Origin of the sequence: Halomonas sp. MES3-P3E (genome assembly GCF_002836035.1) — a bacterium.
GTDB lineage: Bacteria > Pseudomonadota > Gammaproteobacteria > Pseudomonadales > Halomonadaceae > Vreelandella > Vreelandella arctica.
Genome location: NZ_PJBT01000191.1, coordinates 158,692 through 181,665, shown reverse-complemented (window position 1 = coordinate 181,665; position 22,974 = coordinate 158,692). Strand labels below are relative to the sequence as shown.

The following is a 22,974-nucleotide window of genomic DNA, read 5'->3' as shown; positions in this document are numbered from 1 at the left end:
GACGCCTAACCACAAAGCAAACAGAAAGTGGGCGAGTCCAGGTCTCCACAAGGGCGCTGTGAACCCGTCCGTGGGCGCTACTTTCGCCACCTGACCGCCATGGATGGCGGAAATGCCGGAATTGTCAGGAATATTTTCCGGCCATGGCGAAAGACCCTTGTTACAACCTGCCCTCGCCCGCTAATCGAGTGTTTATTAATGACTATCTGATGACGTTTTTGAAGGCTCTTCGTCGCGCAGCTGGCGGCGAAGTACTTTGCCCACGTTGGTTTTGGGCAGCTCATCTCGAAACTCGATGATTTTAGGCACTTTATAGCCGGTTAGCTCTTTTTTGCACCAGTCACGCAGCGTTTTCTCATCAAGCTGGCTATTTTTGCTCACCACAAACAGCTTAATCGCTTCGCCAGCATTTTCGTCCGGCACACCCACCGCTGCCGATTCAAGAACGTCCGGGTGGGCAGCTACCACATCCTCGACTTCGTTAGGATAAACATTGAAGCCGGAGACCAGGATCATGTCTTTTTTACGATCCACGATGCGGATATAGCCATCATCCTGCAGCACGGCGATATCACCGGTGTGGAACCAGCCATCTCCATCAATAGAAACGCGGGTTTCATCTTCACGCTGCCAGTAACCCTTCATCACCTGAGGCCCTTGAACGCACAGCTCCCCAGGTTCGCCCATTGGCACATCATTACCATCCGCATCAACGACTTTCACAGCAGTACCAGCAACCGGTTTACCTATGGTGCCCAACTGAATCGCATCGGTGGGATTGAAGCTTACGATAGGCGAGGTTTCCGTTAGGCCGTAACCTTCGGCAATTGGACAACCTGTGGTTTGTTCCCAGCGCTGCGCCGCCGCTTTCGTCAGCGCCATGCCGCCTGAGATTGTCAGTTTCAGCTTGGAGAAATCGAGCTGCTTGAAATCGTCCCGGTTACATAGCGCATTAAACAGCGTATTGAGGCCGATGAAAGCGGTGAACGGCAATCCCTTAAGCTCTTTGACAAAGCTATCCAAATCGCGAGGATTGGTAATCAACAGAGAGTGGTTGCCCGTTTCCATTAAAAATAAGCAGTTAACGGTAAATGTGTAGATGTGATAAACCGGTAGCGGCGCAATGACTAGCTCTTCGCCATCGGTTAAATGGGCGCCAATGGCTTCGCGGGCCTGGAGCATATTGGCGATTAGATTACGATGGGTCAGCATCGCCCCTTTCGGCATTCCCGTCGTACCCCCGGTGTATTGAAGCGCAGCTAGATCATCATGCGTTCTCTTGACCTCGGTATGGCTTAACGAGGCACCTTTTTTCAGCGCATCGCGAAAGCCAATTGCACTGGGTAGCGAATAGACCGGCACCATTTTTTTAACGTGCTTTACCACAGCATTGATTAGCCAGCGCTTGGGCACATCGTGCAAGTCAGCTAATTGAGTGACTAGCACGTGCTTGATGTCTGTTTTATCGAGCACTTTCTCCAGCTTATCCGCCATGTTGGCCAAGATTAAAATGGCTTTAGCATTGGAGTCTTTGAACTGGTTAGCCATTTCCCGCTCGGTATATAGCGGGTTGGTATTCACCACCACCAGCCCTGCCCGAAGTGCGCCAAATACCGCCACCGGAAACTGCAGTACGTTAGGTAGCTGGATAGCGATCCGATCGCCGGGGACGAGGTCGGTTTCGTGCTGCAGCCAAGCGGCAAAGTCTGCTGACAGGCGGTCAAGATCGGCGAAGGTTAACGTTTTCCCCATACAGGAAAATGCAGGCTTGTCCTTAAAACGTTCTACTGCGGTATGAAAAACATCCGTGACTGAATCGTATTGATCCAACCCTTCAAGCGCTGGGCCACGTAAAACGGCGGCGTTGGCGTGTTCGCTCATGGGCAATCTCCGCTATTGGCGTCGGCGTAAGTCACCGACCTTGTTGTTGTCGCTAAGCTCTGTCTGAAAAATAAGTTAAGAAGCCCAACGATATACGACCTACAACAGGCTGTAAAACGATCGATTGAAACTTACGTTTCAACTTTAGCCCATGGTCGGGTTTGCTTTATTGGCTGCTTCTCTCATTACAATTTAGTAGTTCGTGCGTTTATGGACAGTAACGCGCCTGGATTTCTCCGTCGCGCCATACTAATAGCTCACCCGGCACCATGCGCTGCCAGGCTTCGTTGTGGGTGAGAGGTTCAGTGGCAATCACTGAAACGATGTCGTCAGGCGTGGTATGTTCGGCAAAATTCACCGTCATTTCAGCGTCAGAAAGTTCCGCATCACCAAAAGGCGCGCAGCGAGTAATGTGGGCTAGTTTGGTGGCGCAAAACGTATATAAATAGCATCCATCAGAGAGCAGCATGTTGAATACGCCCAATGCTCTGAGTTGCTCACATAACTGGTGCAAGCGCTCCCAAAGAACTTCGGGTTCCGCAGGTGGGGTAGGAAACTCACGGCGAAGCTCTCCCATTAACCAGCAGTAGGCGTACTCACTGTCGGTGCTACCAACCGGGATGTAGTTTCCTAACGCTAGACTCTCCCAGCCACTTAATTGGCCATTATGCGCATAGCACCAGGGACGCCCCCACATTTCACGGGTGAAAGGATGGGTATTGGCAAGCTTCACGCCGCCCACATTCGCTTGACGAATATGGCTGATCACCACATTAGACTTAATGGGATAGTCGCAAATTAGCCGCGCAATGGGCGAATTGACAGAGGGGTGGGGGTCACGAAAATCGCGGTAACCGCCCTCTTCATAAAAGGCGATACCCCATCCATCACGGTGGGGGCCGGTGCCTCCACCGCGATGCAAAAAGCCCGAAAAGCTAAAGCAGATATCCGTAGGCACATTGGCGCTCATGCCAAGCAATTCACACATACGCTTCACACATGCTTAAACACCGAAGGGTTGGTTAAGGGGCTCATTAACCAATCACCGGTTCACGACGACGAGAAGGCGGCTGGTCATCATTAGGTTCCTCTTCTTGTGTCACATACTCAGCATTGCTAGAACGACGCCACCACCACAGGGCGACACCAATAAGCGCGCCTAGCGCCATACCCAACACCAGCCACATCAGCCCGCCACGCAGCGCTGAACCGTTATTTTCTAAAAAGCCAACCGCTGCCACCATCGCCGAAGGTGCCCAACCGGTATAGAATTCACCCTCTTCAATCAGCGGCAACCGGAAACCAGCAGGCGCCCATATGGCACCTGCGACTGCCCAAGTCAGCACTAGACGCGGTAAGCGAGGCAGAAAAACAAACGCAAAGTAGACCGCGACAATCACTAACAGCGACAGACCGTAATAACTCAACCACAGCAGTGACGTTGAATTTGCAAACAGCATAATACCCCTCATGTGGGTGAACTCACCCGACGTTGATTTCCCGTTATGGTACCTATCAATTTATGAAAGCACAGCTCGGCATATACTCAGACTTACCCGCTGCGCGCTATTATCGCGCTAATGACCCGCAATGGCACTGGTTAGAAGAGCGTGATAACGCTGACGTTAGTGACTTTTTAGAAGCCGCCAACCAGCAACAAGCCGATTGGTTTACCCCGCTAGCTCCGCTGGAGGAAGCGTTATACCAGAGCCACTTGGCTCGCCGTGAACTAGCCGTCACCAGCCTTAAGACACCGCTTGATCACTTTACGTTCTGGAGCAAGACCGGCGCCAAAGACGACTACCCAAGCTGGTGGCGTCATCCCAATAACCAACCTGAACAATATGAGTGCTTCTTCGACGTTAGCGCCCGCGCCGCCGAGTATAACTTTTACGACATGGGCGACATGGCGCTTTCACCCGACGAGCAGTGGCTAGCTTGGACAGAAGATACCCAAGGCGATGAACGTTTTACGCTCTGGTTGAAAGCCTTGCCTAACGGATCACCCGTGCAACTGCTTAGCGATATTGGCGCTGGCCTATGCTGGGCAGAAGATCAAACGGCCACCACCGCCACCCTACTATTTACCCGCTTTGATGACACTCAGCGCCCCGATAGCGTATGGCGCATCCTACTAAGCCTGGCTAACCCCAGCGCCTCACTAGCGCCTGAGCTGGTGCTGCGTGAGGACGACCCGGAGTTCTGGATTGGCATCGGCAAAACCCGTTCACGGTCATGGCTACTGCTCGAAAGCGGCTCAAAGGACACCAGTGAAATTCATCTGCTGCCAGCGCACTCCCCTGCCGAGACGCCGCGGTGCATTCAGCAGCGCCAAGCGGGGGTGGAGTACAGCATTGATCACCGCCCGGGCAGCTTTTATCGACTGCATAATCAAGCAGGCGCTCACTTCCAGCTTGATTATCTGCAGGAAAGCCAGCTTGGCCAGCGCCAATTAGGTTGGCTAACCTTAATCGGTCACCGTGAAGAGGCCACGCTTGAAGGCGTCGATGCGTTCTCCTGGGGGCTGATGCTGGGTGAGCGCGATCATGACCAAGCGCAGGTGCGTTTAAGGCGATTAGTGTTTGACGCACAGCATGCCTGCACGTTGGATGAGTACCTGGCTCTGCCCGAACAGCCATGTTCGCAACTGCTGGAAGATGCACCGCATTTTGATAGCCAAGTACTGCGCTTACGCGAAGAGTCGTTTACCCAGCCACCCAGCTGGTTCGCGTTTGATCTCACCAGCGGCGAACGAACGCTACTCAAACGTGCACCCGTATATGGCAATCTTCAGCCTGAACAATTAATCAGTAAGCGTCTATGGGCCACCAGCCATGACGGCGAGCAGGTACCGGTATCGGTGGTCATGCGCGCCGACCTAGCGAATCAGCCTTTACCCACGTTGCTGTATGGCTACGGTGCTTATGGAGAGGCGTTAGATCCTTGGTTCTCTATCGCCCGGTTAGAGCTACTAGAGCGCGGCGCAGCTTTTGCTGTTGCCCACGTTCGAGGTGGCGGTGAGCGTGGTGAACCCTGGTATTTAAACGGAAAGATGGCCCATAAGGAAAACAGCTTCCATGATTTCCTGGCAGCTCGCGAGGCACTGGTTGAGCAAGGCGTTAGTGATCCGCAGCATGTAGTGGCCTACGGCGCTAGCGCCGGCGGGCTACTGGTTGGCACCTGTATAAACCGTGCGCCTGACGCTTTCTGCGCTGCCTTGCTGGATGTACCCTTCTTGGACGTACTACGTACGATGCAGAATCCGGAACTTCCCCTGACGACCGCAGAGTACAGCGAGTGGGGGAACCCCGAAGACCCAGAAGTGGCCGAGCGAATAGCCGCGTACTCCCCTATCGACAATATCAAGGCGCAGGCTTACCCAGCCCTGTGGATTGAAGGCAGCTGGTTTGATACCCGAGTCAGCTACTGGGAGCCAGCCAAGTTTTATGCCCAGGTATCACGGCAGCAGCAGGGTTCAGCGCCGGTGCTAATGCGTACGGATATGAGCAGCGGACACGGTGGCGCATCGGGGCGTTTCAAAGCCTGGCGCGATACGGCGCGGCAAGATGCGTTTATTCTTTGGGCGTTGGGATTGGCAAAGCACTCTCAAACTAGCTGACGCAAATTATTAATTATAACTTATATCTACTTCTTGGCAGTGCTACGGCGCTGCTTTTTAATAGCCAGACTTAATTTTATGAAAAATTTTATGAAAATATTTTCCACAAGCTATTCACTCGCCCACACTTCTGCCTCATGCTACACCTTAGTCGCATACACTAACGTCTAATCTCAATCTATAAGCCCGCGGCTTATAAGCTCATTTTATAAGCCCAATGCTTATGACAGCTCTTTAGGAGTCAATAAAAGCTATGAAATACCAAGATCACTTCCCGACAATTTGGGACGCTCCTCGTAAGACTAGCGCCAAACCCGCTAACCAGACGCCAGCTAAAAAAGTACTTTCACCGGTTAAAGAAGCGTTTTTATCTATTTGGGATACCCCAAAGCGCCAGCCCAGCGCTTAAAACGTAAGGGATTACATCGGCAGCACGGCAATGATGTGTGACTCCAGCTGCTGCTCAGGCACCTCATCTTGAGAAACGGCAAAACTACGCACACTGATCCCTTTACGGTGAACCCGTTCGGCGTCATTGCTTAACAGCGGATGCCAGCCCGCCAGCTTGCGTCCCTCTGCCACTCGCCGGTAACCACAGCTTTGTGGTAACCAGGTGAATTCTTTTACTAAGGCAGGAGTAAGCTGGGTGCAGTCGGGAACCGTTTTAAAACGGTTCTCATAATCGCTGCACTGGCAGCTATGGATATCCAGCAGGCGGCAAGCCACGTTCAGCACTGCCAGTTCCTGGGTATCCTCGTCGTGCAACTTTAGCAGGCAGCACTGCCCACAGCCGTCACATAGCGCTTCCCACTCCTGGGGCGTCAACTCTTCTAGGGTATAGCGCTCCCAAAAACGCTCACGCATCGCGGTTTCCATCGTTTTCTCCTTCACTACCACACTGAAACACGTCCTATGGTGGTGTATCAGTGTGGCTTAATTCTGCCAACAGCGCTGGCCATAAAGCTTGAAAGTCGTCCTCTAGCGCTTGGTAATCGTCGTGCAGCCAGGGCACCAGAGCGGCAAGCTGATTCGGGCCAGACAATCGCTGGCCGATTCCCGCCACGGCGCGGCAGGTAAACGCAAAATCAGCGTAGCCTCTTAACCAGTCGTGCTCGACAAGTGATGGCACCATGCCCGCCAGCCGGTTCGGCGCAGAGCGTGCTAAGAGCAGTCGATAGCAGCGTTTTACAATCACTTCCTGGTCAGCCTGCCCCGCCGTATCACGGGCCAGAAAATGATCCCACACCATGTCGAGCGCAATGCCCGCATAGCGGCGCTGAGCAGGCGGGGCGCGTCGCCGCGCATTCACAACGCTCGGATGACTATCCACCCAGGCATCCACCCGGCGATGATGGCGAATGCCTAGCGCCGTGGCCGCGGGCCAATCACTTAAGTCACGCCCTTTAACCCCATCGGCAATTAAATTGCCGTAGAGAAAATCATCGCTACCCGCCCTGACGAGCCAAGCATGGGCAAGAAAATTCATGTAAAGCTAACGCTACTCATCGTCAGAACGCATATTAGAATGCGAGGCCACATGGGCGCGATGCATGTCGAGCAAGTAGGCCTCTTTAGGCGGCGGCATCTGTAAATAAAAGCCTTTATCGTTAATACCTTCGACCACATCAGCCGCATTAACACGTGACAACTTTTTATCAGCCGTTAGCAGCATGGTAAAAACCGGCACCGGCTTACCAAACGTTTCCAGCAGTGGCGCTGGAATATTTGCCAATCCTTGACGTTTATCTACGTACAAATACATTTCATCTTTACGCGAGCTTTTGAACACCTCGCAAATCAGTTTGTCGCTCATGATGGTCGCTCCTCAAGGGCCTGGGCCAGCGCAGCATTCAAATACTCTCCCCGCCAACCGCTCGGCCAGGTGCAAGGCTCGCCCGCCAAGTCCTGCATCACCAATGTTTCAATATCACGGCGGCGCAGCAGCATTTCCGGTGCCACACCTAAGTCGTTGGCTTTAGCCGTCACCGCTTTTTTGAGTGCCTTAAAGCGCGATTTGAACGATGGATGCATCGGGTCTGGCCAACGTGTCGGCAGTGACGCTTCATCGCAATGCTGCGCCTGCTTCACCATTGCCAAAAGAGCATCACCCTCTTTTTTAATTAGCACCGGCTTAACGCCTTCCACCTCAGCGAGTTCGAAGCGGTTGCTGGGCATCTTTTCGGCGATGGCGAACAGCAATTTATCGCTAATTAGCCAATTACGCGGCAAATCGCGACGACGTGTTTCGCCTTCACGCCATGTGGTCATCAGCCGATACGCCTCCATTTGACGGGGCATCAAGCGCCATAATTGACGTTGACGGGTATACCACTGTTGATCGCTATCAACGCTACGCCCGGCCTGTTCAATCAAGCTAGCACACTCAGCCTCCACCCACTCGCGACGACCTAGCGTAGTGAGCTTTTCAGCCTGTAGCGCCCAGACTTTCAATAAATAGATAACGTCCAGCGCGGCGTAATGGCACTGCGCAGGCGACAGCGGGCGCACTAACCAGTTTGAGCGCGTTTCCTCTTTAGGTAAAGTTTCACCGACCCAAAATTCAACCAGTTTTTGATACCCCATTCCTGGATTTTCACCCAAAAAGCCTTGTACTACCTGAGTATCAATTAAAGGTACGGGTAACACGCCTGCCCAGTGCTGAAAAACTTCCAGGTCCTCGCTACAGGAGTGGAGCAACTTAATCGCACTGTTTTGCAGCAGAGCACGGAATTTATCAGTACACGGGACAGCCACAGGATCAATTAGATAAGCCTCTTCACCCGCGGTGAACTGAATCAACGCAGGCACTGGAAAGAACGTATTCTCTCGGAAAAACTCGGTATCCAGAGCAATCACAGATGCATCAGCTACTTGATCGCACGCAGCATCAAGCGCCTCTGGAGTATCAAGCCATTGAAAAGAGGGAGTAAGAGAGGACAAAAGCATTCTTCCAAGTTGGCGCAAGCGCTAAAGCGCTTGCGTTTAGATAGGCTTATTCGCTGGCAAAAGGCAGGCGACCATTAAACGCGCGACTCAAGGTGCCGCCATCAACATACTCCAGCTCACCGCCCATCGGGACGCCATAGGCAAGCCGCGAGAGTTTGACGCCATATTCTGCTAACTGCGAGGCAATATAGTGAGCTGTCGCCTCCCCCTCGATAGTAGGGTTCGTCGCCAACACCACTTCTTCGACGAGCCCTTCTGCGACACGTGCTTCTAACAAATCCAAACCAATCGATTCTGGGCCAATGCCATCTAACGGTGAGAGGTGGCCGTGCAGCACAAAGTAGCGGCCTTTAAAGCCGCCGGCCTCTTCAATCGCTAGTTGATCGGCAGGTGACTCCACCACACACAGCAACGCATCATCGCGGCGTGGGCTTTCGCACAGCATGCAAATATCGGCTTCAGTGAGTGTGCGGCAACGTTGGCAATAGCCCACTTCTTCAATGGCTTGTTGAATAACTGCAGCGAGTCGCTGTCCCCCTGGGCGTTCACGCTCAAGCAGGTGCATCGCCATACGTTGAGCCGTTTTAGGCCCAACGCCTGGCAGTACGCGAAAAGCATCCATCAACTGCTCAACGAGAGGAGAAAAACGCATTGCTTAGAACGGCATCTTAAAGCCGGGCGGAAGGTTCAAGCCAGCGGTCGCTGCTTCCATTTTTTCTTTAGAGCTAACTTCCAATTTACGCACCGCATCGTTGACTGCCGCGGCTAGCAAATCTTCCAAAAGCTCTTTGTCTTCTTCCATAACGCTGGGGTCAATGGTCACTTTTGATACGTCATGTCGACCATTCATCGTGACCTTAACCATACCGGCACCCGCCTCACCCTGCACTTCGGCTTTGGCGACTTCTTCCTGGGCTTGCTGCATTTTTTCCTGCATCTCTTGGGCTTGTTTCATCAAGTTGCCCATTCCACCTTTAAGCATGGTCTAATCTCCAACGTGGTTAAAAGATAGGTCGCTATTGCAATGATGTGTGAGACAGCTTAGCGCATTTCATCGGCTGGCTTAACGCTGGATTCTATCAGCTTTGCTCCAAACGCCTGCTGTAATTTCTGTACATGGGGGTCGTGATTGAGTAGATCAACCGCCTGGGCATGACGCTCGTGATTAAGACGCTCTTCGCGCTGCCGGGGTGTTTCCAGGCTATTAGACAACTCAGCCACGTAAAACGCTATTCGCCGCGGCATGCCCTGCTCTTTTAGCGCCCGCTCAATACGGGTTTGGTGCACCTCCGCCTGCATGGCCTCCTGGCTAGGGTCCAGGCGAAGGGTCAGCAATGTGCCATCATCACTTTCGACCAGACAGTTGCCTGCCAGGTTGCGCGTCAAACCGCCCAGCCCGAGTGCATCAAAGCATTGCAACCATTTTGCGTTGTCCAGCATACCAGCCGAGGCCACCGAAGCAGGTTCCTCCTGCGCAGGAGCAGGGTCTGCTGTCAACTCGGGCGCTGGCGATGAAACCGGTTCCGGCGCTGTTGTTGATTCTGCTACAGGCGCTGGCTCAACCATAGCCGCGGACTCGGGGCCTTGATCAGGCGCGCCAACCTCTGACGATGGTGTTTCATTCTCGACAATCCAAGGAGGGAGCTCTTGTAACGGCGCCTCCTCTTCAGCGACAGGTAGGGCTTGGGGCTCGGCTTGGGGTTCTGGCTGCGCTTCTGGCGTGGACTGCGCTTCTGGAATGGTCTGAATGTCAGGCGTTGTTTTCGTTTCTGGCGTGGGCGCTGATGAAACCGTGGCCGGCACGGGAACGTGAGTATTCGTTTCTGACGCTGCCTCACCTGTAGGCTCGCGACGCAGGGGCAGCGGTGTACGCGGCGGTTTCGGTACGCCTTGAGGACGAAACGCCAGCATGCGCAGCAGCGTCATCTCCAGGGCGCTGCGCAGATCCGGTGCGTGCACCATATCCCCGCGGCCCTGAATACCGATTTGGTAATAGAGCTGAATGTCCTCGGCGGTAAAGCGGCTCGCTAGATGTAGGATAACATCGCGGTCGCCGTGACTATTATCAACCGCATCCGGCACCATTTGCGCCACCGCCAAGCGGTGCAGAATGCTGGAAAGCTCATCCAGCACCGCGGCAAAATCAGGGCCTTGTTCTGCCAACTCAGCCACTTCGGCCAGTAAGCGCTGCACATCCACATCGGCCAGGGCTTCTGCTAACCCAAGAATATGACGATGATCCAAGGTGCCCAGCATGGCAGCCACATCCGCATGGCGAACCGCCCCCTGGCCAAACGCGATGGCTTGGTCGGTCAGGCTCATGGCATCGCGCATTGAACCTTCGGCCGCTTTACCCAGCAGCCACAACGCGCTCTCATCAAATGCAACGCCCTCTTCCCCTAGTACGTAAGTGAGGTGCTCCACTACGCGCTCAGGCGGCATATGTTTGAGGGTAAATTGCAGGCAGCGCGAGAGTACCGTCGGCGGCAACTTTTGCGGATCGGTGGTCGCTAGTAGGAATTTAACGTGAGGGGGCGGCTCTTCCAGCGTTTTCAGCAGCGCATTAAAGCTGCTGGTGGAGAGCATGTGCACCTCATCAATCAGGTACACCTTGTAGCGCCCTTGGGTCGGCGCGTACTGAACGTTATCGAGTAGCTCGCGGGTATCTTCCACCTTGGTTCGAGAGGCTGCATCGACCTCAATCAGATCAACAAAGCGTCCTTCATCAATGGCTTGGCAGCTATCGCACTGCCCACAGGGGGTAGAGGTAATGCCTTCATCACCACGCCCGTTGGCCGTGCAATTCAAACATTTGGCGAGTATGCGCGCCAAGGTGGTTTTACCCACCCCACGGGTACCTGTAAAAAGATACGCATGATGTAAACGTCCCTGATCAAGGGCATTTACCAAGGCGCGTTGAACATGGGCCTGACCAACGAGTTCGTGGAATGTGCGGGGTCGCCACTTGCGGGCCAGAACCTGATAGCTCATGAAGCTGTACTTCCTTCAGCGGGCTAACTTACCTCGCGCTGAAGACAGCGCAAGGTAAGTGCCACGGTGCATAACAATGTGTCATTCTAGCGGTTGCACCATAGCCCGCCAACCGCTTAGGGCGGAGTGCTCAACAACACTTAAGCGTTGTCACCACCCTCTGCAGCACCAGCGCGCTCGGCAGCTGCTTTCACCAGTTTTTCCAGCTCACCGTTTTGATGCATTTCCACCACGATGTCACAGCCACCGACTAGCTCGCCTTCTACCCACAACTGAGGAAATGTCGGCCAGTTTGCAATCTTTGGCAGTTCCGCGCGAATGTCCGGGTTATCCAGAACATTAACGAATGCAAAGCGCTCACCGCAGCTCATCAAGGCTTGCACGGTCTGGGCGGAAAACCCGCACTGTGGCAACTGTGGCGACCCTTTCATGAAAATAAGGATCGGGTTTTCGCTGATTTGACGCTGAATGTTTTCGGCGGTAGTGCTCATACTATTTCCTCGCTTATTGATGACCGATGCTTAACTACTCCGTTGCTTAGCTACGTAGCACTTAAATCTAGCATTTGAACGTAGCACTAGAAAAAGTACCTGAGTAGAGCGCTCGGCTTTAACGTGTGGGTCTATTCTACGCATGCCATTCGCGTTGCGCATCCCCTGCTGCATAGCTAGGATAGTGTTTTTGCGCGGAGAGAAGCCCTTATGGCGACACGCCATTTCCTAACGCTGTTGGATTTGACCCCGGATGAGCTGGATTATTTGATCCAGCGCGCCATTACCATCAAGACCAACCTTAAAGCCCAAGGCCCTGTTTATACACCCTTACCCAACCGCACCCTGGCGATGATCTTTGAAAAATCGTCAACACGTACGCGAGTTTCATTCGAAACGGGTATGGCACAGCTTGGTGGTCACGCGCTATTTCTCTCCCCTCGCGACACCCAACTAGGCCGCGGCGAGCCGATCGAAGATACCGCTCGCGTACTGTCGGAAATGGTCGATGCGGTAATGATCCGTACTTTCTCCCACGCAGGCCTGGAGGCATACGCCAGCGCCAGCAGCGTGCCGGTTATTAACGCTCTGAGTGATGACTATCACCCCTGCCAGTTGCTTGCCGACGTAATGACCTGGACCGAGCTACGCGGCAGCGTAAAGGGCCGCACGGCAGTATGGATTGGTGATGGCAATAACATGTGCCACTCCTGGATCAATGCGGCCCGTCAGTTCGGTTTTCATTTGCGCATATGCTGCCCGAAAGGCTACGAGCCACGCGCCGACATCATGGCGGCCGCTGGTGACCAGATAACATTGCTGCATGACCCGCAAGCAGCGGTCAAAGACGCCGACCTGATCACCACCGATGTCTGGGCCTCCATGGGCCAAGAAGAAGAACAGGCCAAACGTGAGGCGGATTTCGCTGGCTTCCAGGTAACCGAAGCGATGCTTGATCAGGCGAATCAAGAGGTGCTGTTCCTGCACTGCCTGCCAGCACACCGCGGCGAAGAGATCAGCCAGACGCTGCTTGATGACCCCCGCGCCGTTGTTTGGCAGGAAGCCGGTAACCGCCTACATGCACAAAAAGCGCTGATCGAGTTCTTACTGCTGGGCAGGGTTGCTGAGTAATCTTTACTGGAGACGAAAAAAAGCCTCGTTTAATCAACGAGGCTTTTTTCTATAATCTTGATAAATATTATCAGGATTATATTTAATTTTGGTGGAGCCTAGCGGGATCGAACCGCTGACCTCAACACTGCCAGTGTTGCGCTCTCCCAGCTGAGCTAAGGCCCCACATGCTGCTCTTTTCGACAGCGAGGCGGATACTACGATGAACATTTACCTCGGTCAAGTTTTTGAACCACCAGCGTTGACTAATTCTCCTTTGCCGCCAGCTGTGGCACTCTATATGTCGTTAGCAAGATATGTAGTCAGCAATATAAAGTAGCGTACAAGGCCAACGCCTGAGCCCACGATGTTTCCATGCAGGAGCCTATCCATTGATCAGTGTACTTATCGCCGATGATCATCATTTAGTAAGAACCAGTATTGCGCACCTGCTAAACGAAGAGTGTGACATTAAAATTGTGGGCGAGGTCGACGACGGTGAAAATGCAGTGACACAGTGTCGCCATTTGAAGCCCGACATTGTGCTAATGGATATACGCATGCCGGGCATCGGCGGGCTGGAAGCGACACGCCGCATTCACCGCACAATAGAGGACGTCAAGGTATTGATCTTGACCGCGCACATGGAAGACAGCGTACTGCGTCGCATGCTGGAAGCTGGTGCCTCAGGATTTTTAAGCAAAGGCGCAGACGCAATAGAGATGACCGACGCCATACGCCAAGTATTTCATGGTCGACGATATGTCAGTCAGGAAATTGCGCAACGCTTAGCCCTTTCACACTTTACCAATGAGGATAATCCGTTTAGCCACCTCTCCCATCGCGAGCTACAGATTGCCCTGATGATTGTTAACTGCCAACGCGTACAAGACATCTCAGATCGCCTGCACTTAAGCCCTAAAACAGTAAATACCTATCGCTATCGACTGTTTGATAAACTACAGATTGCTACTGACGTTGAGCTCACTCATTTAGCGCTCCGCCACGGGTTAGTCGAGGGGTTTGACGCCGCCCAGATATAACTCAATTTTCCCTGCTGTTATCGGGTACCGACACGCTGATATGACCTTTGATGCAAAACAGTTTCTAAGCTCGGTAAGTACCTCTCCTGGTGTTTATCGTATGCTTGATGAACAAAGCAACACGCTCTATGTAGGCAAAGCAAAGCGCTTAAAAGCGCGCCTTGCCAGCTATTTCCGTGGCCAGCTGAATACCAAAACCCAGGCCATGGTCGGACGCATCGCCGACGTTCAGGTCACCGTGACGCGGACTGAAACTGAAGCCCTGCTGCTCGAACAGACGCTGATTAAGCAACTGCGTCCGCCTTACAACATTTTGTTGCGCGACGATAAGTCCTACCCGTTTGTGTTTGTCACCGACCGCCACCCTTACCCGGCACTTGAGTATAAACGCGCTCGTCAACGTAGCGATGACGGTCGCTATTTAGGCCCTTACCCCAGCAGTGGTGCGGTACGGGAAAGCCTAGCGCTGATGCAAAAAATATTTCATATTAGGAACTGCGAAGACAGCGTGTTTGCGCACCGTTCGCGCCCCTGTTTGCAGTATCAAATTCAGCGCTGTAGCGCTCCTTGCGTCGACTATATCTCCGCCGAGGATTACCAGCGCGATGTTGAACATGCGGTGATGTGTTTGGAAGGCAAAAGCGAAAATGTCACCCAAGAATTGATGGAGGCAATGGAAGCGGCCAGCCAAGCGCTGAACTTTGAGGAAGCCGCTCGCCTACGCGATCAAGTTCAGCAGCTGCGACAGCTTCAGCAGCGTCAGTTTGTCGATACAGGCGGTGGTGATGCAGATATTTTTGCCTTGGCACAGCGACCCGGCGCGCTAGGCGTTTCTGTTCTCAGTGTTCGCGACGGACGCCTGCTGGGGGCTCGCCATCACACGCCTAAAAACGATCTAGATTTACCGCTAGAGACACTGCTCACTGAAGTAGTTAGCCAATATTATTTTGGCCAACCGCATAACGTTCCTAGCGAAGTCATTACCAGCCACCCACTCGACGATAGTGAGCTGATTGCCGAAGCGTTGACGCAGCAGGCGGGCAAACGTATCCGCGTCACCAGTCAAGTGCGCGGCCACCGCGCCCAGTGGCAACAGCTTGCAATTACCAACGCGGAGCAGCAATTGGCGTCGCAGCTTGCCAACCAAACGCAGCTTACTCAGCGCTTTACTGCTCTACAGAAAGCACTCGGCTTGGAAGAAACGCCTCAACGCCTGGAGTGTTTTGATATTAGTCACAGCCATGGTGAAGCGACGGTTGCTTCTTGCGTTGTATTTGATCATCAGGGCCCACGTAAAAGTGACTACCGCCATTTCCGCATTGAAGGAGTGGCCGCGGGCGATGACTACGCCGCCATGCAGCAAGCGCTCACCCGGCGTCTTAAGCGGGTGAAAAGCGGCGAAGCGGTGGCGCCTGACATATTGATCGTTGACGGCGGCAAGGGGCAGCTCAATATGGCCCGCGAGGTGTTTAAAGAGCTCGATATCACCAATATCATGCTACTGGGCGTCGCTAAAGGCACCACGCGTAAAGCGGGGCTTGAAAGCCTGTTTGTGGAAACCGCTGACAACCCGCTCGACCTGGATCCGGCCTCACCGGCCCTGCATTTAATCCAACACATTCGCGATGAATCGCACCGTTTTGCCATTGCAGGCCACCGCGCCCAGCGTGATAAAGCGAGACGCACCTCTACACTTCAGGATATTCCTGGCATCGGCCCCAAGCGTAGGCGTGAGCTGCTGCGCTTCTTTGGCGGCCTGCAGGGCGTGCAAAAGGCTAGCCGCGATGAACTCGCTCGCGTTCCAGGTATTAATGCCTCGCTAGCTGAGAGTATTTACCGAGCGCTCAATGGATAAACCGCCTCTTGGCATAGATGCTATCGGCCAAGGGGGATAGAATAAGCGCCAGACACTTCGAATCCTCTGATTTTCCGGCAAGGATCGCACCCTGCGATGAATATACCCAACATACTGACACTGGCGAGAATCGCCTTTATTCCGCTGCTAGTGGTGCTGTTTTATCTGCCCTTCAGTTGGAGCATGCCCGTGGCGGCAGGCTTATTTGCGTTAGCCTCCATTACCGACTGGCTGGACGGCTATTTGGCACGGCGCTGGAATCAGTCAACGCCTTTTGGCGCTTTTTTAGACCCGGTGGCCGACAAACTTATGGTCGTCGTGGCCCTGGCGCTATTAATAGAGCGCTATGACACTCTGGTACTCACGCTCCCAGCACTGGTGATTATTGGTCGTGAAATTGTCATTTCGGCGCTGCGTGAATGGATGGCCGAAATGGGCAAGCGTGGCATGGTGGCCGTGTCCTGGGTGGGCAAATTGAAAACAACACTACAAATGGTGTCACTGCTAATCTTGCTGGCGCTTCCACCAGCGCACGAATTTGCACTGTTAGGTATTATGGTGCTCTATGCCGCTGCTATTCTCACGTTATGGTCCATGATCCAGTACTTGAAAGCCGCCTGGCCACATCTTAGCCGCTCAATGTAAGCTGCTGATAAGTAAATAATGAACACGCCCCAATTCATTGATTGACAAGCTGGCGGTGATCCGTATAATTCGCCCTCGAGTCGAGCGGGAATAGCTCAGTGGTAGAGCATCGCCTTGCCAAGGCGAGGGTCGGGAGTTCGAATCTCCTTTCCCGCTCCAAAGCGAAATTGAAGACGAGGTCGTAAGCTGGAACGCCAGCCCGGTCGAATCTACTTTCTCGCTTCAACGACTTTTGAGGCTGGATGGCAGAGTGGTTATGCAGCGGACTGCAACTCCGTGTACGCCGGTTCGATTCCGACTCCAGCCTCCATCTTTGTGTAGTAGTGATGTTTTAAAGACCTCTTTTTTAAAACAGCATTACGATGTTTTGCCCGGATGGCGAAATCGGTAGACGCAAGAGACTTAAAATCTCTCGGGGGCAACCCCGTGCCGGTTCAAGTCCGGCTCCGGGCACCATTTCTTAGTTTCATTCTTATCCTTTCTAGTATCACTCCCCCTTCTGCTATCGCTATTCTGCAATCTTTTCCCGCGGCACCTTACTAAGCATTTATCAGCGCCTAAATATCGCTAAACGCGTATCACCACGCTATGATGCCTGCCTTCTGTCAATGAGCACGACGCGAAGCTAGCAACAGTAACGGCTTACAAGATTTTAGTCAGCATGATGAAGGAGCGGGCACTATGAGCACGCCAATATCTGATGTCCTTATCATTGGCGGCGGCGTAGCGGGATTAACTCTTGCCCTAGAAATTGCTGACCATATGTCAGTAACGCTGGTTCGCCCCGCTCAAGATGATCAGGGCGCCAGCCGCTGGGCGCAAGGCGGTATAGCAGCGGTTCTCTCTCCGGATGACGATCTCGAAGCGCATATCAGCGACACGCTGATTGCTGGCGATGGACTATGCGATGTAAAAGCGGTTCGCTTTACCGTTACCCATGGCCCCGCCGCCATTCAGTGGCTGATTGATAATGGCGTGCCCTTTACGCCAGAGACTGACCCCAGCGCTCGCTACCCTTATCACCTGACCCGTGAAGGCGGCCACAATGCCCGGCGTATTATCCACGCGGATGATGCCACCGGCCGCGCCGTGGTGGATACACTGTTAAACAACGTGGCGCAGCACCCCAACATTACCCAGCGCAACGATCTCACCGTGGTGGGATTACTGCAGGATGAACAGGGCGCCTGCCGCGGCGCCTATGGCTGCGATGCTAACCTGCAGTGGCACTCGCTCATTGCGCGTCATACTGTATTAGCGACCGGCGGGGCCAGTGGTCTTTACCGTCACACCACCACGCCAGCTCCTAGCAGCGGCGAAGGCATGATGATGGCTGCCGAACTAGGCGCTTGCTTGATGAACCTTGAGTTTCAGCAGTTTCACCCGACCTGCCTCTTTGATCCGGAAGGCCCGGCGTTCTTAATTAGCGAAGCGGTTCGCGGTGAAGGCGGCCATTTGCTCAATGAAAATGGGCAGCGCTTTATGCTGGCGCTGGATCAACGCGCAGAGCTCGCCCCCCGCGATGTAGTGGCTCGTGCTATTGACGCCGAAATACAGCGCGGCACGCGGGGCCATGTATGGCTGGATATTCGCCATTTAGGTAAGCAGGCAATTCACCACCATTTCCCCACCATTCTGGCCCATTGCGCCTCACGCGGCATTGATATTACCCAGCAAGCTATTCCGGTAGTACCTGCGGCACACTATAGCTGCGGCGGTGTCGCAACCAACCTGCAAGGCGCCACTCATGTCATGAACCTATATGCCATTGGCGAAACGGCCTGCACGGGCCTACATGGTGCCAACCGGATGGCCAGCAATTCATTGTTAGAATGCCTAGTGTTTGCACGCAGTTGTGCTCGTGCTCTACTGGCCCAAGATGACCTCACACCCGTAGAGAAATTTCAGCCCCCTGCCTTACCGGCAACAGCCACTTTACCCACAGTAATGCTTAGCGATATCCGCCAACGCATGCGGGCCATCATGAGCCAGCATGTCTCCATTGTGCGTAACGCGACAGGGCTAAATACGGCTCAAAAGCAGCTGAAGGTACTGTTAAATTCGCTGGAAGAAGTAGAAAGCGCATTAGCAGCCCCGGAAGGTAAACGCTTACATCAAGCCCTGCAGTTAGCACGCCTAACGGTACTTGCGGCTCAACAGCGGCATGAGTCGCGTGGCTTGCACTACACCACGGATTGGCCACAGCAGCAGACGATAGCCGCTGCTTCGACACTGACTTTGCAAGATTTAGAAAAAAGGCGCTAGATCACGGCACTATTGGCCGGGGCGATGAAATAACTTGCGTACTTCGCGCAATTGCTCAGAAGGAGCGCTATCAGGCCATAACCAAACCCGCTGCTTACCAACATAAAGCCCTATTAACCAGGGCCCTAAATAGTCGCAGCGCACTTGATACTCCTTATTGTTAAGCGCGTTCAGCGGCTGGTCGTTCTCAGCAGGCCGCTGCTCGCACGGCAACCAGCGGCCATAAAACAGCGAGCCTGTTGATATCAAAGAGAGCACTCCTGTCGGTTGACGCTGATAACCACGCCACACAAGAGCACCCCCAACCACGGCTACAGCCACTACCGCTGGTTTGCCCCCAACCCAGTAGCTAAGCCCCGCTATTCCAATCAACAGACAGCACTGCGTTAACCGCCACTGCCTAGAGGGTACGATAGGCAGAATTATCGGTGGTTTCAGCATGTTCAACAATCATTTGTACGATACGCCGCTGGCTAGGTTCTTCAGGCCACTCTCGATGCATTAGCCAGACAAACAGGTCCTGGTCTTCACCTTCAATTAGCTGCTGATAGGCCAGTTGATCCGCTTCGCTAATATGATCAAAACGCTGTTCAAGAAACGGAATTAGCAGAAGGTCTAGCTCCCACATACCGCGACGCGAGTGCCAATAAAGCCGTTTGCGCAAAATGGCTGCAGGGGAATTGTCGTCGTTCAACGTCAGCCGCTCCGATCAAATAAATGAAGCACCAGTATACCTAAGCTGTGGGGTCGCGCCAGCGCCCTCCTTCGCCTATGCTATTAATCAGTCTAGAACCTTGTTTTATCTGAATTGTTTTATACTGAATTGAGCAGTATGCTGAATTTGATGTGAGTGAGGCCGAGAGCGCGTCACGGCCTTCAATGTTCGCAGGGAGCTAACCGATGACTAAATCTGAATTAATCGAACAAATTGCGATGCGTCAGCCGGAATTGTCCGCCAAAGATGTTGAAACAGCGGTGCGTATTATCCTGGACGATATGACGGATTCTCTCGCCAGCGGTGGTCGCGTTGAGATCCGTGGCTTCGGCAGCTTTTCTTTGCACTACCGGGAACCGCGCGTAGGGCGTAACCCAAAAACAGGCGATGCGGTTGATCTTGAAGGCAAATATGTGCCGCATTTCAAGCCTGGGAAAGAGCTACGTGAACAGGTAGACGCTAGTCGCGCACTCGGCTATTAGAGGCGGCTTTTGCGTTATCCGACCTTCTGCGGGATGACGCCGCCGCTTGAGTCGTACACAATAGCGCTACCGTGAACGTCACAGACTAGGAAACTCACATGCGTTGGATCAAAGGGCTTATTCTGGCCGTTATTTTGCTGATCGTAGTGCTCGTAGGTATTTTGTTTGCCGTTAACAATCAGCAAACGATTGCCTTGAACCTTATTTGGCTGGAGCTGCCAGCCGTATCGCTCTCTGTTTGGTTATTGGCGACACTGGTGCTTGGCGTCGTACTGGGCATGCTGGCCATGTTAGGTGTGTATGTCCGCCTAAAAGCAACATTGGCCCGTAGCCAGCGCCATAATAAGCAGCAACGCAAAGAGCTAGATAGCTTGCGCACCCAGGAGTTCAAGGAACTAGCATAAATGCTGGATGTCGCGCTGCTAAGCGTATTGTTGGTCGCTATTGCCATCGGTTATGGCTTGGGCTACCACCAAGCTGGACGCCGTCGACATCGCTCTCAACCGCCCTCAGCGTCCTCACAGGCACTGTCGAGAGATTACTTTGTCGGGCTAAACTACCTCCTTAACGAGCAGCCCGACGAAGCGATCAACACGTTCATCAACGTGCTAGCCGTTAACAGCGATACGGTGGATACCCACATTGCTCTTGGCAAACTTTTTCGCGCCCGTGGCGAGGCGGATAAAGCGGTCAGCATTCACCAAAACCTCTTAGCGCGTCCTGCGCTGTCGCAGCATACCAATGAACAGGTTCAGCTGGAGCTTGCCCGAGACTTCATGGCGCTGGGGGTACACGATCGCGCACAGCGTCTTCTTAACACACTGCTGGAGCACAGCAGCAACGATGAGCTCCGCTATGCTGCCAAACAGCTACTGGTGGATTTATTAGAGCGTGAAAAAGCCTGGCACCAAGCATTGGAAGTGATTCAACCGCTGTTTAAACAGCACCCCAAGCTGCGTCGCCCTGCCGCGCATTGGCTGTGCGAGCTGGCCATTAAGGAGATCAGCGAAGCCAGTCGAGCGCTTGCTAAAAAGCATCTAAAAAAAGCCCTACAGCTAGATGAAAGTTGCGTTCGCGCCACCCTGCTCTTGGCTGAATTGGAGATGGATAACGGCCACTATGGGCGCGCTATTGAGCGATTAGATAATATCCCGCGCCAGGAAATAGCCCATATTCCTACTATGCTGCCTGCTCTTAAAAATGCCTATTTGCGTCGTAACGATGTAGCGGGGTTTGAGGCGCACCTTTACCGCCTGCTTGAGCAAGCGCCCTACACCAGCATTATTATTGCACTAGGACAGCTCGTGCATCAGCGCGACGGCGTCGACAAAGCCATTGAGTTGATCGGCGAACGGTTGCGCGCAGTGCCAAGCTTGGGCGGGCTGGATTATTTGATTGACCTGTATATTGAGAGCCAGCGGCTAAACGGAAAATCCTCTCCTGACACGCGTTTATTGCTACTAAAACACCACACCGATGCGCTTTTGCTTAATCGCACCCGCCACCGCTGCCGACACTGTGGATTTGCGAGTGATGCGCTCCAGTGGCAATGCCCCAGTTGCCGCTACTGGGGGACTATCAAGCCAGTTATCGGCGTAGAAGGTGAATAGCGACAGAATAAACAGCGCCGTTTATGCAATCGCTAGTTCGGCCTCAATCGCCTCAAGAGCTATCATAGGGTCTGCGGCCTGAGTAACGGGTCGGCCAATAACTAAATGCGTGCTTCCTGCCTGTATAGCTTGGCTAGGCGTCATAATCCGTTGCTGATCATTAGACGCTGCAAAACTAGGGCGAATTCCAGGGGTTACTTTTAAGAACGAATCACCACAAAGTGTTTTAATTCGAGCGGACTCTTGAGCCGAACAGACAACACCGTGTAAGCCGCTTTGCTTCGCCAGCAGCGCTAAGCGCTCTACATGCTCAGCCAGCGGTGCATTAATACCAACATCTGCTAAGTCCTCGGCCTGCATGCTGGTCAATACGGTAACCGCAATTAAGTAGGTGGTTAAACCGTGTTGCTCCAGACGCTGCATAGCCGCCTCCATCATCCGCTGACCGCCACTGGCATGAACATTGACCATCCAAACACCCTGCTCCGCCGCTGCCTGCACGGCGCTGGCAACCGTGTTGGGTATATCGTGAAATTTAAGGTCCAAAAACACCTCAAAACCACGTCCATGCAACGCTTCAAGCACGGCGGGGCCACTGCGAGTAAACAACTCTTTACCTACTTTAACGCGGCAGCGGGCAGGGTCTAACTGATCAGCCATGCACAGCGCCGCATCTAGCGAAGGGTAGTCAAGCGCAATAATGATCGGGGATTCAGTGGCCATATAGTTGCTCCGAAAGTAGTTTTTGTCATTATACCAGCCTCTCACCCCTCCTCGCCTCCTCACGATGTAAGCTATTTGCCATAGAGCTATAGCTAAAAACTTACAACCGCTGTCGTACATCGCTGACATATTCACTCATTAAAAAAAGCTAAGTTGATAGTGCAGCAGCGTTCATAACGCTAAACGACAATTCAGGCGCATAACATCACCTCCTCTGAACTTCGCGCACCACATCTATGACACCAAATGTTATTAAAAGGATTATCGAGGATGAACATGACTATTAAAGGAACCTTAGCCGCACTTCTGCTTAGCCTTAGCTTGGGAATTTCCAGTGGCGTGCTGGCACAAGAGGTGGCGCCCATCAATGTGAATTCCGCCGATGCTGAACTGCTGGCCGAATTACCGGGCATTGGCCCAAGCCGAGCAGAAGCCATTATTGAAGAGCGCGAAACCAATGGTGCCTTTGAAAGCGCTGAAGACCTTGAACGTGTCAGTGGCATTGGGCCTGCCACCGTCGATCGCATGCGCGATCAAGTAACGTTTGAAGAGTAATTTAACGGTGCAAACAACCATAACCCGGTAGCGCTTAAGCGCA

General features: G+C 53.3%; 25 protein-coding genes and 4 tRNA genes. 14 read left to right on the top strand and 15 right to left on the bottom strand.

What is annotated here, in order from left to right:
* Positions 1 to 195 precede the first annotated feature (195 nt).
* From CXF87_RS19780 to CXF87_RS19770, 3 genes are all read right to left on the bottom strand, one after another.
* The gene (locus tag CXF87_RS19780; RefSeq protein ID WP_101147896.1) at positions 196 to 1,881 is read right to left on the bottom strand and encodes an AMP-binding protein; all 1,686 of its coding nucleotides are present in this window, start codon (positions 1,879 to 1,881) and stop codon (positions 196 to 198) included.
* Positions 1,882 to 2,089: 208 nt separating this feature from the next.
* Positions 2,090 to 2,869: a class II glutamine amidotransferase gene (locus CXF87_RS19775; RefSeq protein WP_101147895.1), complete on the bottom strand. Its 780-nt coding sequence runs from the start codon at positions 2,867 to 2,869 to the stop codon at positions 2,090 to 2,092.
* A 46-nt stretch (positions 2,870 to 2,915) separates the two neighbouring features.
* Positions 2,916 to 3,341 (bottom strand): hypothetical protein, encoded by a 426-nt coding sequence (locus CXF87_RS19770; protein WP_101147894.1) that lies wholly within the window; start codon positions 3,339 to 3,341, stop codon positions 2,916 to 2,918.
* Between the two features lie 62 nt (positions 3,342 to 3,403).
* On the opposite strand from CXF87_RS19770, the gene CXF87_RS19765 reads away from it, so the two are divergent.
* Both CXF87_RS19765 and CXF87_RS21835 read left to right on the top strand, forming a co-directional pair.
* Complete coding sequence (locus CXF87_RS19765) at positions 3,404 to 5,500, top strand: S9 family peptidase (protein ID WP_101147893.1); 2,097 nt, start codon at positions 3,404 to 3,406, stop codon at positions 5,498 to 5,500.
* A 253-nt stretch (positions 5,501 to 5,753) separates the two neighbouring features.
* Entirely contained in the window at positions 5,754 to 5,909 is a 156-nt protein-coding gene (locus CXF87_RS21835) for a hypothetical protein (protein ID WP_198556147.1), read from the top strand.
* A gap of 11 nt (positions 5,910 to 5,920) precedes the next feature.
* On the opposite strand, the gene CXF87_RS19760 is transcribed toward CXF87_RS21835, so the two are convergent.
* From CXF87_RS19760 to grxD, 8 genes are all read right to left on the bottom strand, one after another.
* On the bottom strand, positions 5,921 to 6,376 hold the full coding sequence (locus CXF87_RS19760; RefSeq protein ID WP_101147892.1) for a YcgN family cysteine cluster protein: 456 nt from the start codon (positions 6,374 to 6,376) through the stop codon (positions 5,921 to 5,923).
* A gap of 34 nt (positions 6,377 to 6,410) precedes the next feature.
* On the bottom strand, positions 6,411 to 6,986 hold the full coding sequence (locus tag CXF87_RS19755) for an acyl carrier protein phosphodiesterase (RefSeq protein ID WP_101147891.1): 576 nt from the start codon (positions 6,984 to 6,986) through the stop codon (positions 6,411 to 6,413).
* 12 nt (positions 6,987 to 6,998) lie between these two features.
* Positions 6,999 to 7,313: a YcgL domain-containing protein gene (locus CXF87_RS19750; RefSeq protein WP_101147890.1), complete on the bottom strand. Its 315-nt coding sequence runs from the start codon at positions 7,311 to 7,313 to the stop codon at positions 6,999 to 7,001.
* Positions 7,310 to 8,446, bottom strand: coding sequence for a ribonuclease D (rnd, locus tag CXF87_RS19745; protein ID WP_101147889.1), 1,137 nt, complete (start codon positions 8,444 to 8,446; stop codon positions 7,310 to 7,312). Before rnd ends, CXF87_RS19750 begins: the two co-directional genes overlap by 4 nt.
* Positions 8,447 to 8,492: 46 nt before the next feature.
* Positions 8,493 to 9,098, bottom strand: a complete 606-nt coding sequence (recR, locus tag CXF87_RS19740) for a recombination mediator RecR (protein WP_101147888.1) — start codon at positions 9,096 to 9,098, stop codon at positions 8,493 to 8,495.
* Positions 9,099 to 9,101: 3 nt separating this feature from the next.
* The gene (locus tag CXF87_RS19735; RefSeq protein ID WP_101147887.1) at positions 9,102 to 9,428 is read right to left on the bottom strand and encodes a YbaB/EbfC family nucleoid-associated protein; all 327 of its coding nucleotides are present in this window, start codon (positions 9,426 to 9,428) and stop codon (positions 9,102 to 9,104) included.
* A 59-nt stretch (positions 9,429 to 9,487) separates the two neighbouring features.
* Positions 9,488 to 11,437 (bottom strand): DNA polymerase III subunit gamma/tau, encoded by a 1,950-nt coding sequence (gene dnaX, locus CXF87_RS19730; protein WP_101147886.1) that lies wholly within the window; start codon positions 11,435 to 11,437, stop codon positions 9,488 to 9,490.
* Positions 11,438 to 11,577: 140 nt separating this feature from the next.
* Positions 11,578 to 11,928 carry a Grx4 family monothiol glutaredoxin gene (grxD, locus tag CXF87_RS19725; protein WP_008959532.1) on the bottom strand — a complete coding sequence of 117 codons (351 nt, stop codon included), beginning with the start codon at positions 11,926 to 11,928 and terminating at the stop codon, positions 11,578 to 11,580.
* A 210-nt stretch (positions 11,929 to 12,138) separates the two neighbouring features.
* Here grxD and argF point away from each other — a divergent pair, with 210 nt between their 5' ends.
* Positions 12,139 to 13,059, top strand: a complete 921-nt coding sequence (argF, locus tag CXF87_RS19720; protein ID WP_101147885.1) for an ornithine carbamoyltransferase — start codon at positions 12,139 to 12,141, stop codon at positions 13,057 to 13,059.
* Positions 13,060 to 13,148: 89 nt separating this feature from the next.
* Here argF and CXF87_RS19715 read toward each other — a convergent pair.
* A tRNA-Ala gene (locus CXF87_RS19715) sits at positions 13,149 to 13,224 on the bottom strand.
* Positions 13,225 to 13,430: 206 nt separating this feature from the next.
* Between CXF87_RS19715 and uvrY the strand changes: the two genes are divergently transcribed.
* The 7 genes from uvrY (at position 13,431) to nadB (ending at position 18,846) form a co-directional block, all read left to right on the top strand.
* Positions 13,431 to 14,081 (top strand): UvrY/SirA/GacA family response regulator transcription factor, encoded by a 651-nt coding sequence (gene uvrY, locus CXF87_RS19710; RefSeq protein ID WP_101147884.1) that lies wholly within the window; start codon positions 13,431 to 13,433, stop codon positions 14,079 to 14,081.
* Positions 14,082 to 14,121: 40 nt separating this feature from the next.
* Positions 14,122 to 15,936: an excinuclease ABC subunit UvrC gene (gene uvrC / locus CXF87_RS19705; RefSeq protein WP_101147883.1), complete on the top strand. Its 1,815-nt coding sequence runs from the start codon at positions 14,122 to 14,124 to the stop codon at positions 15,934 to 15,936.
* Positions 15,937 to 16,032: 96 nt separating this feature from the next.
* Complete coding sequence (pgsA, locus tag CXF87_RS19700) at positions 16,033 to 16,581, top strand: CDP-diacylglycerol--glycerol-3-phosphate 3-phosphatidyltransferase (protein ID WP_101147882.1); 549 nt, start codon at positions 16,033 to 16,035, stop codon at positions 16,579 to 16,581.
* An 84-nt stretch (positions 16,582 to 16,665) separates the two neighbouring features.
* Positions 16,666 to 16,740 (top strand) — tRNA-Gly (locus CXF87_RS19695).
* 77 nt (positions 16,741 to 16,817) lie between these two features.
* Positions 16,818 to 16,891: transfer RNA gene (locus CXF87_RS19690), tRNA-Cys, on the top strand.
* 59 nt (positions 16,892 to 16,950) lie between these two features.
* Positions 16,951 to 17,037, top strand: a tRNA-Leu gene (locus CXF87_RS19685).
* Between the two features lie 225 nt (positions 17,038 to 17,262).
* Positions 17,263 to 18,846, top strand: coding sequence for an L-aspartate oxidase (gene nadB, locus CXF87_RS19680; protein WP_101147881.1), 1,584 nt, complete (start codon positions 17,263 to 17,265; stop codon positions 18,844 to 18,846).
* Between the two features lie 9 nt (positions 18,847 to 18,855).
* Here the strand turns inward: nadB and CXF87_RS22200 are convergent, their stop codons facing one another.
* Positions 18,856 to 19,287, bottom strand: a complete 432-nt coding sequence (locus CXF87_RS22200) for a hypothetical protein (RefSeq protein ID WP_232774969.1) — start codon at positions 19,285 to 19,287, stop codon at positions 18,856 to 18,858.
* Positions 19,247 to 19,540 (bottom strand): FAD assembly factor SdhE, encoded by a 294-nt coding sequence (locus CXF87_RS19670; protein WP_008959539.1) that lies wholly within the window; start codon positions 19,538 to 19,540, stop codon positions 19,247 to 19,249. The genes CXF87_RS22200 and CXF87_RS19670 overlap by 41 nt, the downstream gene beginning before the upstream one ends.
* A gap of 206 nt (positions 19,541 to 19,746) precedes the next feature.
* Here CXF87_RS19670 and CXF87_RS19665 point away from each other — a divergent pair, with 206 nt between their 5' ends.
* The 3 genes from CXF87_RS19665 (at position 19,747) to lapB (ending at position 21,653) form a co-directional block, all read left to right on the top strand.
* The gene (locus CXF87_RS19665) at positions 19,747 to 20,043 is read left to right on the top strand and encodes an integration host factor subunit beta (protein WP_008959540.1); all 297 of its coding nucleotides are present in this window, start codon (positions 19,747 to 19,749) and stop codon (positions 20,041 to 20,043) included.
* 98 nt (positions 20,044 to 20,141) lie between these two features.
* Positions 20,142 to 20,447, top strand: coding sequence for a LapA family protein (locus tag CXF87_RS19660; RefSeq protein WP_008959541.1), 306 nt, complete (start codon positions 20,142 to 20,144; stop codon positions 20,445 to 20,447).
* Entirely contained in the window at positions 20,448 to 21,653 is a 1,206-nt protein-coding gene (gene lapB, locus CXF87_RS19655) for a lipopolysaccharide assembly protein LapB (RefSeq protein WP_101147879.1), read from the top strand.
* Between the two features lie 21 nt (positions 21,654 to 21,674).
* Here the strand turns inward: lapB and pyrF are convergent, their stop codons facing one another.
* Complete coding sequence (gene pyrF / locus CXF87_RS19650; RefSeq protein ID WP_101147878.1) at positions 21,675 to 22,376, bottom strand: orotidine-5'-phosphate decarboxylase; 702 nt, start codon at positions 22,374 to 22,376, stop codon at positions 21,675 to 21,677.
* A 270-nt stretch (positions 22,377 to 22,646) separates the two neighbouring features.
* Here pyrF and CXF87_RS19645 point away from each other — a divergent pair, with 270 nt between their 5' ends.
* A complete protein-coding gene (locus CXF87_RS19645) occupies positions 22,647 to 22,931 on the top strand; it encodes a ComEA family DNA-binding protein (protein WP_101147877.1) in 285 nt (94 codons plus the stop codon).
* Positions 22,932 to 22,974 lie beyond the last annotated feature (43 nt).